This window comes from Paenibacillus sp. F024 (assembly GCF_057814255.1).
This window is the reverse complement of the sequence record NZ_JBVASZ010000014.1, coordinates 57,478-77,205: the sequence shown is the minus strand read 5'-3', so window position 1 is coordinate 77,205 and position 19,728 is coordinate 57,478. Positions and strand designations below refer to the sequence as shown.

General features: G+C 48.6%; 23 protein-coding genes and 1 pseudogene. 22 read left to right on the top strand and 2 right to left on the bottom strand.

Annotated elements, in window-relative coordinates; translation table 11 throughout:
* Positions 1–94 precede the first annotated feature (94 nt).
* The 4 genes from ACZYR9_RS15930 to ACZYR9_RS15915 all read left to right on the top strand — a co-directional run bounded on the left by ACZYR9_RS15930 (position 95) and on the right by ACZYR9_RS15915 (position 4,378).
* Positions 95–979: a carbohydrate ABC transporter permease gene (locus ACZYR9_RS15930; RefSeq protein ID WP_488979478.1), complete on the top strand. Its 885-nt coding sequence runs from the start codon at positions 95–97 to the stop codon at positions 977–979.
* Positions 979–1,815 (top strand): carbohydrate ABC transporter permease, encoded by an 837-nt coding sequence (locus ACZYR9_RS15925; protein ID WP_488979477.1) that lies wholly within the window; start codon positions 979–981, stop codon positions 1,813–1,815. The genes ACZYR9_RS15930 and ACZYR9_RS15925 overlap by 1 nt, the downstream gene beginning before the upstream one ends.
* 148 nt (positions 1,816–1,963) lie before the next feature.
* On the top strand, positions 1,964–3,262 hold the full coding sequence (locus ACZYR9_RS15920) for an ABC transporter substrate-binding protein (protein WP_488979476.1): 1,299 nt from the start codon (positions 1,964–1,966) through the stop codon (positions 3,260–3,262).
* A gap of 177 nt (positions 3,263–3,439) precedes the next feature.
* Positions 3,440–4,378 (top strand): NAD(P)/FAD-dependent oxidoreductase, encoded by a 939-nt coding sequence (locus ACZYR9_RS15915; protein ID WP_488979475.1) that lies wholly within the window; start codon positions 3,440–3,442, stop codon positions 4,376–4,378.
* A 72-nt stretch (positions 4,379–4,450) separates the two neighbouring features.
* Here the strand turns inward: ACZYR9_RS15915 and ACZYR9_RS15910 are convergent, their stop codons facing one another.
* Positions 4,451–5,200, bottom strand: a complete 750-nt coding sequence (locus tag ACZYR9_RS15910) for a DUF2161 domain-containing phosphodiesterase (RefSeq protein ID WP_488979474.1) — start codon at positions 5,198–5,200, stop codon at positions 4,451–4,453.
* Positions 5,201–5,616: 416 nt separating this feature from the next.
* Between ACZYR9_RS15910 and ACZYR9_RS15905 the strand changes: the two are divergent.
* A pseudogene (locus tag ACZYR9_RS15905) lies at positions 5,617–6,489 on the top strand (protein prkA); the annotation flags it as partial.
* A 3-nt stretch (positions 6,490–6,492) separates the two neighbouring features.
* Here the strand turns inward: ACZYR9_RS15905 and ACZYR9_RS15900 are convergent.
* Positions 6,493–8,151, bottom strand: a complete 1,659-nt coding sequence (locus ACZYR9_RS15900; protein ID WP_488979473.1) for a recombinase family protein — start codon at positions 8,149–8,151, stop codon at positions 6,493–6,495.
* A gap of 519 nt (positions 8,152–8,670) precedes the next feature.
* Here ACZYR9_RS15900 and ACZYR9_RS15895 point away from each other — a divergent pair.
* The 17 genes from ACZYR9_RS15895 to ACZYR9_RS15815 all read left to right on the top strand — a co-directional run bounded on the left by ACZYR9_RS15895 (position 8,671) and on the right by ACZYR9_RS15815 (position 19,712).
* The gene (locus ACZYR9_RS15895; protein WP_488979472.1) at positions 8,671–8,934 is read left to right on the top strand and encodes a hypothetical protein; all 264 of its coding nucleotides are present in this window, start codon (positions 8,671–8,673) and stop codon (positions 8,932–8,934) included.
* Between the two features lie 144 nt (positions 8,935–9,078).
* Positions 9,079–9,294: a hypothetical protein gene (locus ACZYR9_RS15890; protein WP_488979471.1), complete on the top strand. Its 216-nt coding sequence runs from the start codon at positions 9,079–9,081 to the stop codon at positions 9,292–9,294.
* A gap of 246 nt (positions 9,295–9,540) precedes the next feature.
* A complete protein-coding gene (locus ACZYR9_RS15885; protein WP_488979470.1) occupies positions 9,541–9,741 on the top strand; it encodes a hypothetical protein in 201 nt (66 codons plus the stop codon).
* Positions 9,742–10,020: 279 nt separating this feature from the next.
* Entirely contained in the window at positions 10,021–10,386 is a 366-nt protein-coding gene (locus tag ACZYR9_RS15880; RefSeq protein ID WP_488979469.1) for a DUF8602 domain-containing protein, read from the top strand.
* A gap of 36 nt (positions 10,387–10,422) precedes the next feature.
* On the top strand, positions 10,423–10,881 hold the full coding sequence (locus ACZYR9_RS15875) for an HNH endonuclease signature motif containing protein (RefSeq protein ID WP_488979468.1): 459 nt from the start codon (positions 10,423–10,425) through the stop codon (positions 10,879–10,881).
* Between the two features lie 119 nt (positions 10,882–11,000).
* Complete coding sequence (locus tag ACZYR9_RS15870; protein WP_488979467.1) at positions 11,001–11,486, top strand: phage terminase small subunit P27 family; 486 nt, start codon at positions 11,001–11,003, stop codon at positions 11,484–11,486.
* The gene (locus ACZYR9_RS15865; protein ID WP_488979529.1) at positions 11,470–13,182 is read left to right on the top strand and encodes a terminase large subunit; all 1,713 of its coding nucleotides are present in this window, start codon (positions 11,470–11,472) and stop codon (positions 13,180–13,182) included. The genes ACZYR9_RS15870 and ACZYR9_RS15865 overlap by 17 nt, the downstream gene beginning before the upstream one ends.
* 140 nt (positions 13,183–13,322) lie before the next feature.
* Positions 13,323–14,597 carry a phage portal protein gene (locus ACZYR9_RS15860; protein WP_488979466.1) on the top strand — a complete coding sequence of 425 codons (1,275 nt, stop codon included), beginning with the start codon at positions 13,323–13,325 and terminating at the stop codon, positions 14,595–14,597.
* Entirely contained in the window at positions 14,594–15,463 is an 870-nt protein-coding gene (locus ACZYR9_RS15855; protein WP_488979465.1) for a head maturation protease, ClpP-related, read from the top strand. Before ACZYR9_RS15860 ends, ACZYR9_RS15855 begins: the two co-directional genes overlap by 4 nt.
* Positions 15,464–15,478: 15 nt before the next feature.
* On the top strand, positions 15,479–16,708 hold the full coding sequence (locus tag ACZYR9_RS15850) for a phage major capsid protein (protein WP_488979464.1): 1,230 nt from the start codon (positions 15,479–15,481) through the stop codon (positions 16,706–16,708).
* A 62-nt stretch (positions 16,709–16,770) separates the two neighbouring features.
* Positions 16,771–17,148 carry a hypothetical protein gene (locus tag ACZYR9_RS15845; RefSeq protein WP_488979463.1) on the top strand — a complete coding sequence of 126 codons (378 nt, stop codon included), beginning with the start codon at positions 16,771–16,773 and terminating at the stop codon, positions 17,146–17,148.
* 13 nt (positions 17,149–17,161) lie between these two features.
* The gene (locus tag ACZYR9_RS15840) at positions 17,162–17,488 is read left to right on the top strand and encodes a hypothetical protein (RefSeq protein ID WP_488979462.1); all 327 of its coding nucleotides are present in this window, start codon (positions 17,162–17,164) and stop codon (positions 17,486–17,488) included.
* A gap of 10 nt (positions 17,489–17,498) precedes the next feature.
* Positions 17,499–18,122, top strand: coding sequence for a head-tail connector protein (locus tag ACZYR9_RS15835; RefSeq protein WP_488979461.1), 624 nt, complete (start codon positions 17,499–17,501; stop codon positions 18,120–18,122).
* Positions 18,119–18,460 carry a phage head closure protein gene (locus ACZYR9_RS15830; protein WP_488979460.1) on the top strand — a complete coding sequence of 114 codons (342 nt, stop codon included), beginning with the start codon at positions 18,119–18,121 and terminating at the stop codon, positions 18,458–18,460. The genes ACZYR9_RS15835 and ACZYR9_RS15830 overlap by 4 nt, the downstream gene beginning before the upstream one ends.
* Positions 18,457–18,906 (top strand): HK97-gp10 family putative phage morphogenesis protein, encoded by a 450-nt coding sequence (locus ACZYR9_RS15825; RefSeq protein WP_488979459.1) that lies wholly within the window; start codon positions 18,457–18,459, stop codon positions 18,904–18,906. Before ACZYR9_RS15830 ends, ACZYR9_RS15825 begins: the two co-directional genes overlap by 4 nt.
* On the top strand, positions 18,903–19,313 hold the full coding sequence (locus tag ACZYR9_RS15820) for a DUF3168 domain-containing protein (protein WP_488979458.1): 411 nt from the start codon (positions 18,903–18,905) through the stop codon (positions 19,311–19,313). The genes ACZYR9_RS15825 and ACZYR9_RS15820 overlap by 4 nt, the downstream gene beginning before the upstream one ends.
* A gap of 12 nt (positions 19,314–19,325) precedes the next feature.
* Positions 19,326–19,712: a phage tail tube protein gene (locus ACZYR9_RS15815; RefSeq protein ID WP_488979457.1), complete on the top strand. Its 387-nt coding sequence runs from the start codon at positions 19,326–19,328 to the stop codon at positions 19,710–19,712.
* Positions 19,713–19,728: the final 16 nt, after the last annotated feature.

Below are 19,728 nucleotides of genomic sequence, written 5' to 3'. Positions count from 1 at the left end.
CCAACCGTCGGCTTCTATACTAAGGGTATACTTTCCCTGCCATCTGCAAAATGTATAAAAAACTTCTATGTAAGGAAAAAGGGGGCGTAAAGCCATGAAAAAGAAACAGCGTTCGTCTGAGCTGCTGCAGCAGCTCGTGTTCGTCGGACCGGCATTATTGTTCTTTTTGATTATCATCATCATTCCGTTTCTCATGAGCATCTACTACTCCTTCACGGAGTGGAACGGCGTCACTTCGGATGTAAAGTGGGCCGGATTCGATAACTTTACACATATCCTGCTTACGGATACAGACTTTCACAAATCGTTCTGGTTTACCACCCGGTTTACGATAACCAACGTCATCCTGGCTAACGTTCTTGGTTTCCTGCTGGCTCTTTTGCTGTCCCAGGCCTTAAAGACCAAAAACATGCTGCGCACCATCTTTTTTATGCCTAACGTTATCGGGGGGCTGCTGCTGGGCTTTATTTGGCAGTTTATTTTCGTCAAAGGCTTTGCCACAATCGGAGAGCTGACCCAGCTTGCTTTCTTCCAGCTGCCTTGGCTCGGAGATGCGCCTACAGCCTTCTGGGGCTTGATCATCGTCAGCGTTTGGCAAACGGCCGGTTATTTGATGGTCATCTATATCGCGGGCCTGGCCAACGTGCCTAAGGAGCTGACGGAAGCGGCATACATTGACGGGGCTACCCGGTTTCAAACCCTGCGTCACATTACGCTGCCTATGATTATGCCGGCCGTCACGGTTTGCTTGTTCCTGACGATCTCCTGGGCGTTCAAAATGTACGATCTGAACGTTTCGTTGACCCAAGGCGGACCTTTCAACTCGACTCAATCGGTTGCGCTCAACATTTATGAAGAAGCGTTCCGCAATAACCGTTACGGTCTCGGGACGGCGAAAGCCTTTATTTTCTTCGTTGTCGTGGCGCTGATTACGCTGGTTCAGGTGAGCATCACGAAGAAAAGGGAGGTTGAGGTATAATGCAATCGACCAAAAATTACAACAGCCGTACTTTCCTGCTGGAGGTGCTCGGGGTCCTGCTGGCCGTGCTGTTCCTGGTACCGTTCTATTTCGTCATCGTCAATTCCATGAAGACATTTGGAGATTTGCTGGTCAACTCGGCCAACCTGCCGAAGTCGCTTAATTTTGATAACTATGTCAAAGCATGGGACATCATGAAGTTTCCGAAGGTGTTCATGAACTCCTTGTGGATCACGGTGGTTAGTAATGCGGGGCTTGTGATTATCAGCTCCATGGCCGCCTACCGGCTCGTCCGCCGGCCTTCGAAGTTCAATAACCTGATTTTTCTTGCGTTCGTTGCCGCCATGGTCATTCCGTTCCAATCCATCATGATTCCGCTGGTACGAGTGGCAAGCGAGCTCAACCTGATGGACAGCCGGACCGGACTTATCATTTGCTATTTCGGCTTTGGCGTATCGTTGAACGTGTTCTTGTATCACGGATTCATTAAATCGATCCCTAAGGAAATCGAGGAATCGGCGACCGTAGACGGCTGTACCCCTTTCGGCGTGTTCTGGAAAATTATTTTCCCTCTGCTCAAGCCGATGAGCGTAACCGTCATTCTATTGAACAGCTTGTGGATTTGGAACGACTTCCTGCTTCCGCTGCTGGTGTTGAACAGCCCTGATCTGCGGACGATTCCGCTGGCCACCTTCGCCTTCTTCGGCCAGTATACGAAGCAGTGGGATCTGGCTTTGGCGGCTTTGGTGCTGGGCGTCATTCCGATTATCCTGTTCTTCCTGTCGATGCAAAAGTACATTATTGAAGGGATTACGGCGGGTTCGGTCAAAGGCTGATCCAACGCGAGGGAAGCGCAATGAAAGCGGTTGTTCAAAATGTTCCACCTTTTCGATCAATATTCTCGGTGTTCGAAGTGAGGGGCGTTTTATACAATAAACATGCAAGCTAGATAAAAAGAGGCAAAAAAATAGGGAGGTTCCCACAATGAAACTTAAAAAGTTTGCAGGCATGAGCCTGGCAGCCGTGATGCTGATGTCGGTGGCCGTAGGCTGCGCGAAGCAAGAGGAAGCGCCTGGCGCAGGCACGGACGGTGCTGCCGGCGGTAAGAACGTAACACTGAAGATGTTCCAGTTTAAAGTGGAAATCGCCGAGCCGCTTGCCAAGCTGGCTGCTGAATATGAGAAAGAAAATCCTGGCGTAAAAATTCAAATCGATACCGTCGGCGGCGGCACGGATTACGGCGCGGCATTGATGGCTAAATTTAACTCCGGAGATAAGCCCGATATTTTCAACAACGGCGGTTTCTCAGACCTGGATAAGTGGGTCGAGCATCTGGAGGACTTGTCCGACCAGCCTTGGGTGAAGGATCTGGTGCCGGTAGCCAAGGAGCCTATGACCAAGGACGGCAAGCTGTACGGCCAGCCGCTGAACCTCGAAGGCTACGGCTTCCTGTACAACAAAGACCTGTTCGCGCAAGCGGGCATCACCGAGCTGCCGAAGACGTTGTCCCAGCTTGAGGATGCGGCGAAGAAGCTTCAAGCCAATGGCATTACTCCGTTCGTAAACGGTTATGGGGAATGGTGGGTGCTCGGCAACCACTTTGTGAACATTCCTTTCGCCCAGCAGCCTGACGTGAATGCCTTCGTAAAAGGCCTTAACGACGGAACGGCGAAAATTCCGGGGAATCCGGTGTTTGATAACTGGGTAAAACTGTTCGACCTGCAGCTTCAATACGGCAACAAGAACCCGCTGCAAACCGACTACAAAACACAAGTTACCGATTTTGCTACAGGCAAAGCGGCAATGACACAGCAGGGCAACTGGACGCAGCTGCAGCTGACCCAAACGAATCCGAACCTGAATGTCGGCTTCCTGCCGATGCCGATCAGCGACGATGCGGCTGCTAACGACAAGCTGCCGGTAGGCGTTCCGAATAACTGGGTAATCAACAAAAACTCCCCGAACAAAGAAGAAGCCAAGAAGTTCCTGAACTGGCTGGTAACTTCCGATATGGGTAAGAAATACATGGTGGAAGAGTTCAAGTTTATTCCGGCCTTCACCAACATTCAAGGCGACGAGAAAATCCTCGGACCTTTGGCGGCCGATATCATGAAATACAGCAAAGAGAACAAAACGCTCAGCTGGAACTGGTTTAAATTCCCTGGCGGCGAAGCGTCCAGCAAGAAATTCTCGGCAACCATGCAAGCTTACGTTGCGAAGCAGAAGACCAAGGACCAAATGCTGACCGAGTTTCAACAAACCTGGGACAGCTTGAAGAAGTAAAGCACATTAGCCTGGCGGCAAAGCATGCGCGCCAGGCTTTTTTGCGCGGTCTGAACAAGCATCGCCGGAAGCGGCATAGAGAGGCTTTTTTTATTTGTGCGAAAGGCTGTTAGTCGATACGTATGTAAAAAAAGGGAAGTGGGAAGCTAAAGGAAACGGTAGGAAAGGACGATAAGGATGTACGATTGCATCATCGTTGGCGGCGGGATTGCCGGGCTGCAGGCCGCCATCCAGTTGGGGAGATACCGCCATCAGGTGCTTGTAGTGGATAAGGGACAGGGAAGATCCGCGCTTTGCCGCAGTTACCATAACGTGCTGGGATGGCCCGAGGGCATTGCAGGCGCTCAATTGAGGCGTTTGGGGAGGCAGCAGGCGGAGAAGCTGGGGGTCGGCTTTCGGCAGGACGTTGCGGTGGCGGCCGCAAAATCCGGGGACGATATTGAAGTAAGCTTGTCGGATGGCGGCGGAGCGGTCAAAGGACGGATACTGCTGATTGCCACGGGGATAACGGACCGCTATCCGCCGCTGGCCGGGCTGGAAGAGAAGCTGGGAATCAGTGTGTATGTCTGCCCTGATTGCGACGGGTATGAAGTCATCGGACAACAGACGATCGTAATGGGAGCGGGAGATACCGGGGCGGAGATGGCTTTGACGCTGCGCTATTGGACAGACCGGATTATCTATGTGAACCATGAGAGGACGGCTGTCGGTACCGGTAAACTGGACAAGCTGTATGAAGCAGGGATCGTAATGGAGGAAGCGGAGATCGAACAAGTATTGGGCGGATCCGATGGAGCCGAAGGAACATTCGGCGGCGTTCGGCTTGCGGATGGACGGATTCTGGAAGGGGAGAAGGGGTTTATCGCTTTCGGCGGCAACCGTGTTCATACGGACTGGGCGGTATCCTTAGGTGTAGAACGGCTGGAGAATAAACATATCGTAACCGATCCCCGCACCAAAATGACGAGCGTGCCCGGCGTATGGGCAGCCGGAGACATCGGAGTGCACTCGGAGCAGCTGACGATTGCCATGGGAGAAGGGGCGCAGGCCGCCATCTGGATGCACAAGGAATTGATGAAGCGCGCAGCCGATAAGGCAACCCGGAAGCGGGATTAAAGAAAACCTTTGCATGTCTTTAAAGCAGTTGATGTCTGCGGGCCGCTTCCTGTTCCGAAGGTCTATAAGCCCCTATTTTGCGGAATAGGTAAAGTCGGGTATCGGAAGGGCCTCGGCCACATGCGCATAGGTCGTCAGGGCTTCCATACCTAAAGGGGAAAGAGTATAGACCCCCCGGTCTACGCGCTGAAACCAAAGATAAACGTTTTTCTGCAATATGCCTGCCGCTTGGGCATTGCCTGTCAGATCGCGCAGCTGGCGGGGGCTCATCGGTCCGAATTGCTGAAGCAGGGAGGCCAAATGAATCGATTTTTCACGATAGGCGGTGATCAGCTTGCGCTTCGAGCTTCCGCCGATGTTGTAATCCGCTCTTCGTTCATGAAACTCCCGCATGAGTTTACCCGCGGCGTATTTGTTATGGCGCGGTCCTTTCGGCTGATCGACTGCAGCCGGAGCGTCCGGCGGATGGCATTCCACCTCGACACGGGGCTTGCGGGTTTTGTAGAACTGTACAGTGATCATCCCCACTCCCAGCATGCCGCACAGCCTGCGCAGCTCAGGCCAGCTTGCGCCGTGGGGAGCACGACCTTTATTCGGGCGCTCAAAAGCGACATATACCCGCCGGCTGATCCGTAAACGGTCAATGGCCTGCAGAAGGAGCGGGATAGAGAAGCTTTTTTTGAGCTCAACGATAAGAGGGGGTTCATCCTCGCGAACCGCCACCAGGTCGCAGTGGCGCACTTCCCCGCGGACCTGGTAGCCAAGCTGCTCCAGATAACCCTTGACCGGGGCGTACAGTTCGGTTTCGCTTTTGATCGTCATGGTGTCGTTCTCCTTTAAATTTCATTGTAATCCCATTATATCACAACGGTACTTTTGCCTTCCTCCCCTATGACCGCTCCCCCTGGATAAGCCTGCTGCCTCTTTTAAGGATTTGGCCAAATTTGTCTAAAATTTCGGTCAACTTACTCCTCTTCACTGCATAGTTATTTAATACACTTCAAATTTTAAAGAAGATTCAGGGAAGATAACATAAGGCTGTTTAAAGCATCTATGGACGTCACCCTGTAAGAGCTTTTCGAAGCGGGTTTAGTACTGTGCCATGCAGCAGAAGTGGTATATATCGGTTTTGTTCTGCAAAACCCGGCTGATGCTATTGAAGAAGGTTTTGCTGTGCAAAACCCAGCCGATGCTTTCGAAGATGGTTTTGCTTTGCAAAACCCTAAGGAGGTAGAATCATGGACTTATTCAAAAAAATCGCCGATTTTCGTACGGAAACAGAAAGATTGGCCTGGACAGGAACGTTCGCCGAGTATATCGAGAAGCTGCGGGAGAATCCCCGGTTAGCTATGACCGCTCATGCAAGAGTATATGAGATGATTGCTTCCCATGGCATTGTTGAGGAGAATGGGTGTCGAAAGTATAACTTTTTTGAAAAAGAGATATTCGGACTTGACCTGGCGATCGAAAAGCTCGTAGAGGAGTATTTTCATTCTGCGGCCAGACGGCTGGATGTTCGCAAACGGATCCTTCTGCTTATGGGTCCGGTGAGCGGCGGTAAGTCGACGATCGTGACCATGCTCAAAAAAGGGCTCGAACAATTCTCCCGTACGGATGAAGGCGCTGTTTACGCGATTCAGGGCTGCCCGATGCACGAAGAGCCCCTCCACCTGATTCCCCTTGAGCTGCGGCCCGAGGTGGAAGAGGAGCTTGGGGTCAAAATTGAAGGCAATCTGTGTCCGTCCTGCCAAGTCCGTCTTCGCGAGGAATACGGCGGCCGTATTGAAGATGTGCCGGTTGAGCGCGTGCTGATTTCCGAGGGCAACCGGATCGGGATCGGGACATTCAGCCCGTCGGATCCCAAATCACAGGACATAGCGGATTTAACGGGCAGCATTGACTTTTCGACGATCACCCAATACGGCTCCGAATCGGATCCGCGGGCATACCGGTTTGACGGGGAGCTGAACAAAGCCAACCGCGGTCTGATGGAGTTTCAGGAAATGCTTAAATGCGACGAGAAGTTTCTGTGGAACTTGCTCTCGCTTACTCAGGAAGGCAACTTCAAGGCCGGCCGCTTTGCCTTAATTTCGGCCGATGAATTGATTATATACTCATAATACCAAAAAATCTCTTTTAAGCAAGTCTAACTTTAAGACGGGATAGAGCATAAACTTAGCCGGCCTCCTACCATGTCCTCTCTCCGTTATCTCCACAATCACCTTATCAAAAACCTTCCTGAGAATCGTGTTTTTCTCGGTCTTATCCTGGCTATTACGATACGCATCAAGAACTGAGCGCAGATTTTGTTTAACGGCATCTACGTCGATTTGTTGTGCTGCTGAACCCTCTGATGAATCATTTTGAGATGTGCTTTCCAGCTTCATACGATCAAGGTCTTTTCTCTCCGCGTCGATTGCAGCTTTGCGCTCCTCGAACATTTCGTCGGTGTATATGCCTGATTCGTACTTCTCATAGATAAAGTTCATTTTCTGTTTTAGCTCTTTTTCACGCTGATCAATATGCTTTTTTACGTCCTCGGCAGTTAATCCACCACTATCTTTCCGCTCTTCAAGTACCAAAGCCATTTGATCGGCTAAAATATCGCCGTTAAGGTCTTGGAAATACCGAAGTACCTCAATAAGGTCTTCTTCCACGGCTCTGTATTTGACAAAAGTACACCCGGGAGTTGTACACCATAAAAATTCTTTCTGATACACAGAAACATCTCCGGAACCGTCACGTTTCTTGTAATGCTGCACACTGTATTGGCGGACCATCTTTCTTCCGCATTCCTTACATACAGCTATGCTGGCCAGTTCGCAAGGGGCAAATTCTAACTTATTGCGGGGCTTGGCTGAAGAATCATTGACCTTCGCCAGCGCCTTTTCCCATGTATCCATGTCAATAATAGCGGGAATAGCGTTAGGCACGACGATGTGCTCCTCTTCAGGTCGCTGGACTTGCTTTCCGCCGATACGCTGGGTCGTTCTGAAGCGCATCGTGCCGATGTAACGCTCGTTAATGATGAGCTGCTTCAGTTGAGTCGGTTGCCAATCTCTGAGGCCTTTAGGGGTACGCAGCGGTGTCTTACGTCTTAGGTAGGTGGACAGGGCTCTAAAACTTACGTCACGACGCTTACCGTCCTCCGTAGGCACGCCATTCACGTACAGATCAAAGATGGCACGAATGGTTTTGGCCTCTTCCTCATTTATTTCGAGTTTCCGGGTATTGCTGTTGTACGTAAACCCAAAAGGGGCAGCACCGGATACCCAACGCCCTTCCATGGCATTGCTGATCCGACCACCCATAAGGCGTTCTCGTGTAGTCTCAAACTCCTCTCTGGACATGAACAACTCAAATCGGATCTGACGCAGATCGGCTTGGTTTTTTGGGTCATACACTTTCCAAGGGGTGATAACGAATATTCTTTTCTCGTTGAGAAGGTCATAGATAACACCCATATCTGTGTACGAGCCGCGCCCCATCCGGGATATTTCCTTTACAGCAATAGCCTGATACTTGCCCTTGCGTAAGTCCTCAATGACGGACTGGAACACTGGACGAGTTGCAATTTTATCACCTGACCCTAATTCGGGTCGCTGATCATATGGTATCCCTATCGGAGCAAGAATGCGTTCCATAAGCTCGTTTTGGGCCTTTAGAGTATCTTCCCCTGTCCGCTTCTCCATCTCCTCATCCTGACGTGATTTTCTCGTATAGTTGATGATATTCTCGATCCCCAAGCCTGCTAAGTATGAGGCGCTTAACATGGACGCTTACCTCTTTTCGTTTAAAGTAGTGACCATAGTATATACCACATACGAAAAAACTTCAAAAAAAATAATTGAATCTTCTGCGGACCAGTTCTGGTAAAAGTTGAGCCCCACTTGAGCCTTTTCCCGTGGTATATTCATATTGTCAAAGTTTGAGATTTACCCCAACCGGCTCGGGAAACAGGAAGCAGCCGGACACGTAGAGAAGCGATTCGCTACCGCTTCTCCTGCATCGCTTATACGGGCACTCTCTTAACCGAGGGTGCCTTTTCCTATATCCGAACACTCCGCATCTCCCTAAAAGGCAGCTGATATCTCTCCTTATCCGGGGCAAAGGATAAGGGTAAACAGGCTGCGCCTCCTTTCGACCGTGACTTCAACGGCAAAGGTGCGGATCGAAGGCGCATGCTGCCCGCGTGAGCAAGTGGTGGTTCTTTAGGAAATCTTTAGGATGTAACTAAAGGAAATTCCTCCCTAATGAAGAAAGGTTAAGGTCAGGGATGAGGTGTTGCTAAAATGGCTCGTTCTAAATGTCCCATCTGCAATGGTCATAGCTTTGAGCTATCTAGTGATTTTGCGCCTAGTGGAGGAAGATACAAATATTACTTCATTCAGTGCTCAAGTTGTGGTGCAGTCGTGAACAGCGTTGATTATTTTAATACTTCTGCGAGAATTCAGGAAATTGAAGATAATTACAAAGATGAAATGAAGAAAATGACAGCCAAACTGAATCAAATGCAAAGTTATTTGGAGTATATCGCAAATACATTGCGAAAATGAGAGCACCCATCGCGGTGCTTTTTTTATTGCGGTGACAAGCGCTCCGGCGCATCACATATTGGCATCCCAAGGAGCCTGCCCCGTTACGCATGCGGGAAGTATAATACATGCGCTTATTTTGGTTGGTGCGAGGTGATCGAAGGTATGACGTATGAAGAATGGCTGAGGATCCATCCGGAAGCGCAACGTCATTATTTCCAAACGATTGAGCGGACCCTGACGGAATCGTTAATCATGTGCGAGGTGGCACCGGACAATATGACAGCATGTTTATTCCAACGCGTGGCGATCATGGAAAAGCTGCATTTTGCGTTATCACATATACCAATGACTGAGGTAAGAGAAGGTGATATGGCATGAAGATGGTCTGCAAAGGCTGTAGCAACTCCGGACGCCACCTATTCAGCAAAGACGGTTTCTGTCAGTGCTCAAAGGGACGCGAGATGAAGGAGCAGCATGAGGCGAGGCTGGATAAGTATTTTGACTCTCTAGGAAAACCAGCCCACCTCATGCCGCCGGGATTTATGATGCGGTAGTTTCAGTCGTAAGACGTTGTCAATTGATTGGATTATAAAACTTCTATAAAAACGAATGAGGTGAACTAATTTGAGAACTGAAAAATGCTTAGCTCTCATGTTTTACGATAAAGACAATCATCTTGTCGGATCGGTTGGATTGCCCGAGGATGCCTCAGATGAAATGATCGAATCTGCAATGGAACAAGCGCTGATGGATGTGTTCTCCGTTGAAGAGTACGAGAAGATCGCTTATGCCAAAGTCGAAGAACATTTCCTGATTTTTAAGTAAAACCCGCGCCACAATCCGCTTTCATAACCTATTCAGGCACGAAAAACGGAGATATTAAGAGATTTAACGGGATTGTATGCACTAAATCGACTCATACGGCGTTTTCATGAGGTAACAGCAAAGTAACAGCGAAAACCCTTGATATGACTGGGTTTTTGGCACCTCAAGTTAATTCCGAGGTAACAGGTCGTGGATATAAACAATAATGTAAAGAATGTAATAATAAAAAGATATTAAAAGATATAGTGTTTTTCACTCTAAAAAAGAAGGTGAAAAACGATGCCTCAAAAATTAAAACGGGCATGTAATCAACCCGGATGCCCTGAGCTTACACACGAGAGATATTGTCCTGCACATAAGAAGGAGAAGCAGCAGCGGTATGAGCAGGAAAGAGGAACGTCAGCACAGCGCGGTTACAATTACCAATGGCGGAAGTATAGCAAAAGATTTATAAAACGAAATCCACTATGTGTTTGTTCTGAATGTGCTAAGCTGCCCGTTCCGCTACCTGCTGAGGTTACTGATCATATCATTCCACATAAAGGCGATCCCGTTCTATTTTGGGATTCGAATAATCACCAGCCAATGGCTAAAGCATGTCACGATAGAAAAACAGCAACTAATGACGGTGGATTCGGAAGGTAGTTCAAATTGTGAACTGCCTTTTTTTATTACAACGACATGGAGGTAAATATGTCCGATAAGTTCTGGGACCATGTTGATAAGTCGAAAGACTGTTGGGAATGGACCGGTTCTTTAAATGGCAAAGGATATGGCCAGATATACATTAACGGGAAGTCGTGGATGGCACACCGGTTCTCTTGGACCATATCCAATAGCGATATTCCTAAAGATAAATTCGTCCTGCATTCTTGTGACAACAGGAAATGTGTAAACCCATCGCACTTGTTCATCGGTACACACGAAGAAAATATGCAAGACATGATCGATAAGGGCAGACAACCCAAGCAGCGTGGAGCACTGAATAACTATAGCAAGTTGAAAGAGAGCGATGTTGCACTCATTAAAGATTTATATCGAACCGGAATGCACTACAAAGAAATTTCGAAGCTGTTCGCGATGAGTTCAAGCCACGTGAGGAATATCTGTACTGGAAGGTTCTGGGGACACGTCCTTTGAGTACCCCAAAGGGTATAGGGGCCTATGATTCCTTAAGCGGGCTCCATTTGGTGACCGGCGGCCAACATCGTGTGCAAAATTTTCGATTTTTGAAGTAAGCCTTAGGGGAGGTGGTGGAAATGCCGGGGAGAAAATCGAAACCGATAGCAGCAATTGAAGCAGAAGGCAACAAAAGCAGGTTTACCCAAGCGGAATTAGATCGCCGAAGAGAGGCAGAAATCAAGCCGGCATCAGATAATATAACGTGCCCGCCTTGGCTTAAGGGTGAGGGGAAAAAGGAATGGGATCGTATATCTGCTGATCTCCAGGTGTTGGGTCTGTTGACTAACATCGATGTAGGTACCCTTGCTATTTGTTGCGATGCTTACGGGAAGTATGTCTCTGCCTCACGACAAATCAAGCAAAAAGAATTGCTTGTAGAACATCAAAATGCTGCCGGTAAAAAGAACAAAGTCACGAACCCTCTGATCCAAATCGCTGCGAAGTATGCCGACATGTACAAAAAGTATATGGCTGAGTTTGGTTTGTCACCTACGGCCAGAGCTAGAATATTGGCTGCAAAAGAGAATGAAGGCGACGAAGATGAAGATGACGACCTCGACTGAGTATTTGCATCCTGTGACGCGCTACGCGGCCGATGTGATCGCCGGAAGGATCGTTTCTGGCAAATACGTCATTTTGGCCTGCAGGCGCCATATGGGCGATTTAGAGCGTCAGGGAATGGATGAATTTCCATATGTGTTCGATGAAGAGAAAGCAAACAAGGTTTACCGATTCGCTGAAAAGTATTGTCGCCATATTGAAGACGGTCTCACTGTAAAAAAAGGTGACCCCATAATTCTTGATGATTTCCTGCAGTTCATAATCGGCAGTGTCTTTGGCTGGGTACATAAGGACACGGGGCTGAGGCGCTTCCGGAAAGTGTATGAGCAGGTAGCTCGTAAGAATTCCAAGTCCACAACGCTGAGCGTCGTGGGCCTTTATATGTTCACAGCTGATGGCGAAGGTGGCCCGCAGATTTATACGGCAGCTACCCAGAGAGATCAAGCCAAGATCGTTTATGACGCTGCCGAGGTTATGGTGAAGCAAAACAAAAAGCTCAAGGCCAAAATCAAAACAAGACGCAATACCATGCTTCACTTAACAAATGGCGGGAAGATGCTGCCATTGTCCCGGGAAACGAAAAAGATGGACGGTTTTAATCCGAGCCTTGGAATTTTGGATGAATACCATGCGCATCCAACAAGCGACATGTACGACGTTCTTATCTCCGGTATGGGTATGCGCCGGCAGTGGCTCATGTTCGTTATCACAACGGCCGGATTCAATCTATCCGGTCCTTGTTACGCCGAATATAGGTACTGCAAACAGGTCCTGGATGGTGTCTATACAAACGAGGAGTATTTCATTTACATCGCTGAAATGGACAAGGATGACGACATAAACGACGAATCAAACTGGATCAAGTGCAATCCATTGCTCGCTCGTACTGAAGATGGTTTGAAATATTTGCGCGGCGAATTGAAGATTGCTCAGGAGATGCCGGAAAAGCGTCGTGGAGTGCTTACAAAGAACTTCAATATCTGGGTAGATCAAAAGGACAACGGGTTCATACCTTTGAATAGGTGGGATGAGTGTGGCGTCGATCCAAAGGATTTACCGGGTTTAGCAGGACGAGAATGCTATGTTGGAGTGGATTTATCCAAGAAAATCGACTTAACAAGTATAGCTTTTGAATTTCCGTTGGACGATGGTCGATATGTTGTTTTATCGCATTCATTCATTCCTGAGGAAACGCTGCAGGTCAAGACTCAGACGGATAACGTATCTTATGCTCTTTGGGTAGAACAAGGGTGGATAACAACGACGCCGGGGAGCGTCACAGATTACAAATTCATTGAGTCATACATCTTGAAACAGGTGGAACAAAATGGCTGGAAGATCAGAGAGTTTTGTTTTGACCCATACAATGCGACTCAATTTGCAATAGACTTACAGGATAAAGGGTATGAGGTCATCGAGATCCGTCAAGGTTACCAAACTCTTTCTGGACCGACCAAAGATTTTAGGGACATGGTGTATTCCCGCAGGATCATTCATAATCGTGACCCGGTCCTCAGGTGGGCACTGTCTAATGCGGTTATCCGTCAGGACCATAACGAGAACATCATGCTAGACAAGGATAAATCAATAGAACGGATTGACCCGGCAGCTGCATTAATTGATGCTCATGTTCGTGCAATGCAACGTCCGAAAGTGAAGGTATCCATTTACAAGAAAAGAGGGATCGATGCGCTATGAAACCTGACTTAAACGACGTAATCGCTATTCTTGGCTTAGTTATGCTCACGTCGGGAATTTGGTGGTTGTCACCGCCTGTGGCACTAATCATCTCGGGAACACTAATTCTTATTCTAGGTGTGGCAAGGAGTCGAGGCTAAATGGCTATTTTAAAAGGCGTGTGGTCCCCTCGGGCTGCTGCTACTTCTGGGATAGCAAGGCCTGCTGAGTGGCTGACAAGTTGGTTTGGTGGTCGTTCTTCATTCTCGGGCGTGAATGTTACCGAGATGAAGGCTCTTCAGTCTACAGCGGTATATGCTTGCGTCCACATCTTAGCTCAAACATTGGCGATGCTGCCGTTAAATGTGTACAGCAAGTTACCAACAGGCGGAAAAGCAAGGGCCCCAGACGAGCTTTTTTTCTTGAATTACGTGCTTCACAAAGCGGCTAATTCCGAGATGAGTTCCTTCGCTTGGAGGGAAACAATACAAGGACATGTCGGTCTATGGGGCAATGGTTATTCGGAGATTGAATACAATAATGCCGGCCAAATCATTGGGTTATGGCCTTTACGACCTGACAAAACATATCCTTATCGGGATCCAGACACGCAAGAATTGAAGTATGTCACCACCCTTCCAGGTGGCACAACTGTTAAGATTCCAGCTAAACGAATCTTGCACATTGCTGGATTTGGGTTTGATGGCATACGTGGATATAATCCGATTGATCTTGCTTGTCAGTCCATTGGTCTAGGGCTTGCAGCTGAAGAGTTCGGAGCACGATTCTTCGGAAATGGAGCTACGGTTAGTGGTGTCTTGGAACATCCTGCAGAGCTCGGTGAGGATGGTCGGAAGAATGTACGAGAATCCTTTGAGGAAATGCACCAAGGATTGGATAAATCACACCGGTTACTCATCCTAGAAGAAGGACTTCAGTACAAACAAATAGGCATACCGCCTCAAACGGCACAGTTCTTGGAGACGCGTAAATTCCAGACCACGGAGATTGCGCGTTTTTATCATGTACCGCCGCATATGATCGCCGATTTGGAGAAATCAACAAACAACAATATCGAGCATCAGTCACTTGAGTTTGTTAAGCATACGATGATGCCGTGGTTTGTTCGGTGGGAGCAGTCGATGGACTTGAAATTCTTCAAAAAGCCAAAAAATCCGACTGATTTGGAGATTTTCACGAAATTCACGGTTAACGGCTTGCTTCGAGGGGACATTGAAAGCCGGTATAACGCCTATCATCAGGCTCGTCTTGATGGTTGGATGAATGCGGATGACATCCGAGAACTTGAGGATATGAACCCGATTGGCGGGGACGTAGGCACTAAATACTGGATGCCAACAAACATGACCTATGCCGACAATCCATCACCGCAAACGGGTCAAAATCCACCGGGAGGAGGTGAACCAACAAAATGAAGTGGAAAATGAAAAAGATGCAGGCTAAGTCAGCGGAAATCATGATATACGGTGATATCAGCACTTATGACTGGTGGGGCGATGAGGTTACACCTCAAAAGTTCAACGATGAATTGAAAGCATTAGGCGATGTGGACGAAATTTCAGTCCGTATCAACAGTAATGGCGGCAGCGTATTTGCTGGTGTAGCTATTCACTCCATGCTTAAGCGTCACTCGGCCAAGATTACCGTTTACGTGGACGGACTTGCTGCTTCCATTGCCTCTATAATTGCTATGGCCGGTGATGAAATAGTCATGCCTCACGGTTCTATGCTAATGATTCACAACCCGTGGACATATGCGATGGGCAATTCAAAGGATTTCCGCAAAATGGCGGAAGATTTGGACGCTATCTGTGAAAGCATGAAGGATGTTTATGTCTCCCGCACCGGTATTGACCGTGAAGAATTGACATCTCTTCTTGATGCTGAGACTTGGTTGAGCGCTACCCAAGCAGTTGAAAAGGGGTTCGCTACACGGATTGAAGAGAACTCTCAGCCTGTGGCTGCGTCTCTTCGCGGTGGAATAGCCGTTATTAACGGCGTTGAGATGGACTGGAGCATGTTTAAGAACGCTCCGAAGTTTCCGGAGGAGAAATCGGCACAAACGGTAAGTATTGACGTTGAATTGATCAAATCAATTGTTACAGAAACCGTTAAAAGTCTTCTACCTGATGCTAATACGGATGATAACAAAGGAGGCGCGGAGCCTCCGGCTGATCCGTTCATAAATGAAGATGATGACAATCAACTCGACGCTCAGGACAATGATCCGGGCGTTTTTATTATGCGAAAAAAGCTTGAATTGAAATCCAAAACACTTTAAGGAGCTGATTTATCAATGTCCGTAAAAATCGATGAAAAGAAACAACAACGCGCCCAACTAGTGGTTGATATGCGCACAATTTTGGACAAGGCAGACGCCGAAAAGCGTTCTTTGACTTCCGAAGAGCAGCAGCAATACGATCGGATGGACAAGGATTTCGACAATCTCGGGGAAGACATTGCTCGTTTAGAAAAGCAGGCACAACGCGAAGAGCACATGCAGGCTAGTAGCGGTCTTATGGCTGGTAAACCAGCTCCAAACCAACCAGAAGACAAGAGGAATGCGCGCGAAACCGAGGCTTATAGTAAGGCATTTAACAACTATGTTCGTGGCGGCCGTGATGCAATGGTGCCGGAGGATTTTAAAGCACTACAAGCCGATACCAGTACAGCCGGCGGCTTCGTCGTTACACCGCAACAGTTTGTGTTGGAATTGATCAAGGCGATGGACGACGCTGTAATTGTGCGGCAGTTGGCTCGCAAGTTCAAAGTTGAAAAGGCGCAGAGCTTGGGTGTGCCAACGCTTGATTCCGATCCGAGTGATGCTGACTGGACAAGCGAAGTTGATACCGGACAAGAGACGGACATCTCCTTTGGTAAGCGTGAGCTGACGCCACACGCTGTTGCAAAGCTTATCCGCGTATCAAATAAACTCCTGAATTCCGCATCCATTGACGTGGAAGCGCTGGTACGCGATCGCCTGACGTACAAGTTTGCCGTTACCCAAGAGAAGGCATTTATGACCGGATCTGGCACAGGTCAGCCGCTGGGCTTATTTACAGCATCGACAAACGGCATTTCTACCGCTCGTGATGTAAGCACAGGCAATACTGCTACTGATATCGGATCTGATGGTCTAATTGAAACTAAGTTCAAGCTTAAACCTCAATACTGGAAGGGCGCTCAGTGGATTTTCCACCGCGATGCAGTTAAGCAAATCCGTAAAATTAAGACCTCCGACGGTGAATACATTTGGCGTCCAGGCATCGAGACAGGTCAGCCAGACACCATTCTCGATGTCCCTTACCAAATGTCCGAGTTTGCACCGAACACCTTCACCAGTGGAAAATACGTTGGCATCATCGGCAATTTTGAGTACTACTGGATCGTTGACGCGCTGGATATGGCGATTCAACGTCTGGTCGAGCTGTATGCCCGGACAAACCAAGTTGGTTTCATTGGCCGCATGGAGTCTGACGGCATGCCCGTATTAGAGGAAGCATTCGTTCGCGTGAAGCTGGGCTAATCAAATTAGGGGTCGCGACTCAATCGCACCCCTAAAAAATAAATTAGGAGCGTGATTCCAATATGTTGGATCAAAAAAATCATTTAGATACAGTAAACACACTAGCGCCGGCGGCAAGAACCGCTTCTGCAAACGGCACTGGCGTTGACCTTCAAAGCTTTGAAGCGGCAACTATCGTATTTAACGTAGGGGCTATTACTGACGGTACTCATGTGCCTGTCGTGCAAGAAAGTGACGATAACGTAACGTTCACCGCTGTAGCTGCGGTTGATTTGATTGGAACTCTTTCCAATCTAGCAGCAAACACAACTCAACGGATCGGTTACAAAGGTATTAAGCGCTATGTCCGAGCTGCTACAACGGTAACCGGAGCGACTACAGGCGGCGTTTATGGAGCTTTGGTCATCCGGGGCCGTGCCCGTAAGCAGCCGGTAGTATAAGGAGGCATAACGCATGAGTGAAATCGTTAAAGTAAAAATGAACACCTTAAGTGCGGGTCCAGAAGGTACGCTGCAACAAGGCGGCGTTTATGCACTGCCAGTTGAAGAGGCGAAGCAACTTGTCGAAGGGCGATATGCAGAATATGTGGATGAACCGGCCGATGATTCTGACGCTGCAAATGATCTGGAGGATCTTACAGACGAAGAGATCATTGCCCAACTGCAGCATATTGGCGGTGGCGTGTACGAGCTTCCGGACGGCGAGCGCGTGAAGGGTAAGGAAGATGCAATTGCTGCTGTTCGCGAAAAGCTCAAGCAGGAAGCCAATCAACAACAATAACGATTAGAGAATGAGATGCGCCTTCAAATTTGGAGGCGTCTTTTTCTCCAGACTGAGGTGCTTTATTATGGCCGGTTTAAAGTTTATCACCCCGCCGGCTACTGAGCCGGTTGATTTAAACACCGATGTCAAGCCACAACTGCGCATAGATCCATTGGACACATCATTGGATGACACGCTCTCTCCACTTATCACCGCAGCTCGCGAGTGGTGCGAGGGGTTTCAGAACCGGGCATATATCACACAGACGCTGGAGATGGCCCTTGACGAATGGCCGAGCGGGAGCACACTAAAACTGCCGCGCCCACCGCTGCAGGCGGTCAATTCTGTCCAGTACATTGACGATAAAGGCTCGGTTACGACATGGGCGCCGGGAAATTACGTGGTAGACGATTTCGCTGAGCCTGCGAGACTAGTGAAGGTATATGGTGTGTCGTGGCCATCAGCATCGCTGGCCTCCGCTAACGGCATCAGGGTTCGTTACACGGCCGGATACGGTGATGCAACCAAAGTGCCAAAAAAGGTCAAGCAGGCCATCATCTTGCTCGTTAATGTGTGGTTCGAATCACCTGGGTGCGATCCTCCGCAAGCTGTAAAGTCATTGCTTTGGCAGGATCGGGTGATGCCGCTATGAAGAAAGACGATAGCCTGACCGGTAAATTGCGGCACAAAATTACAATCAAACATCTGCAGAGCATGGATGATGGGGCTGGTGGGAGCGTAGAAACATGGGTAACGTTCGCTTCACCGTTTGCTTCAGTGGAGCCGCTTAGTGGCAGGGAGCTCTTCCAGGCACAGCAGCTACAATCTGAGATTACACATAAGGTCCGAATGCGGTATCAGACCGGTATTACGGCAGACATGCGGATTCACTTCGGTAGCCGCATTTTTCTGATCACTTCTGTCATCAACTGGGAGGAACGTAACCGGGAGCTCACTCTTATGTGCGTGGAGGTGCAGAATCCGGATTGAGTAAAATAACGATCAAGATTAACGGTGTAGAAATATTGTCCCGTAAGCTCGACACGCTAAGTGATGACGCCAAAAAAGCAATCAGCAAGTTTGTCCAGCGGTCCGCTTATGCTATCCGTGGTGCTGAGATCAAGCGTGCTCCTAAAGGCCGGAGATTCTACGGAAAAGTGAAGGAGCAGTTCGGCCACAAACAAATGCCGGGCGCCCTGAGAAAGTCTATCCGGGCGAAATTTTCACGCGGGAAGCTGTCCGCAGAGATCGGGCCGCGGCGTTTTTACGCCCCATTTGTTGAGTATGGAACAAAAGCGAGTGATAACCCGCATCACCGCTTCTCGACCCGGCCACAGCCATTTGTACAGCCTGCATGGGAGTCTCAGGGGCAGAAGTATGAAAAAGGTATTGTTGATGTTATTAACACGGCAGTAAAAGGGGCTGGGTTCAAGTGAAGGCTATTTCGCCTACCCAAAAGGCGCTGTACGACGTTTTAAAGGGAAATGCAACGCTCATTTCCCAAGTAAAAGGCGTATTTGATGATGTCCCACAGGATCAAGCCTTTCCTTATGTGGTGTTTGGGGATTTCACCAGCACTCCATACAAGACATTCGGCAGAGGTGGCGAGAGTGTCGAGGCGGTCATTTGGGTCTGTAGCAGGTACAAGGGGTATAAGGAGTTGACTGATATCGGCGGAGTCATTATGGACCTGCTGGATGGCGATGTTCCTGCCTCATTGAACATCGCCGGGTACGAGCATGTGATGACCAAATACACCAAAGCTCAAACACAACGGGATAATGACGGGGTAACGCGTTATGCAATTCTCACATTCGACATTATCGTCCAAAAACAACAATAGGAGTGATTGCCGGTGGCGATTTCAGGTAAAGGTGGCGGGGTTTTTCTCGGTACCAATAAAGTAGCGGAAGTGACAAATTGGACACTGGACATTGAGGCGGACATGCTTGATTCCACGTCATTTGATTCGAATGGCTGGCGCCAATTTATTGCTGGATTGAAACAATGGTCCGGTTCTTTCGAAGCAAAATGGAAGGTTAGCGGCGATACTACTGGTCAAAAGGCGCTGCAAGATGCCCTGCTTGGCGGGACAGTATTAGCCATCAAACTTGATGTTAACGGAACTAATAACTATTCAGGTTCGGCCCTGGTATCAACGCAAAGCATCGAGACACCAGTCGATGACATCGTAACATCGAATTTCGATTGTCAAGGTACCGGAGCTTTGGCTTACGTATGATCACACTTCAATATGT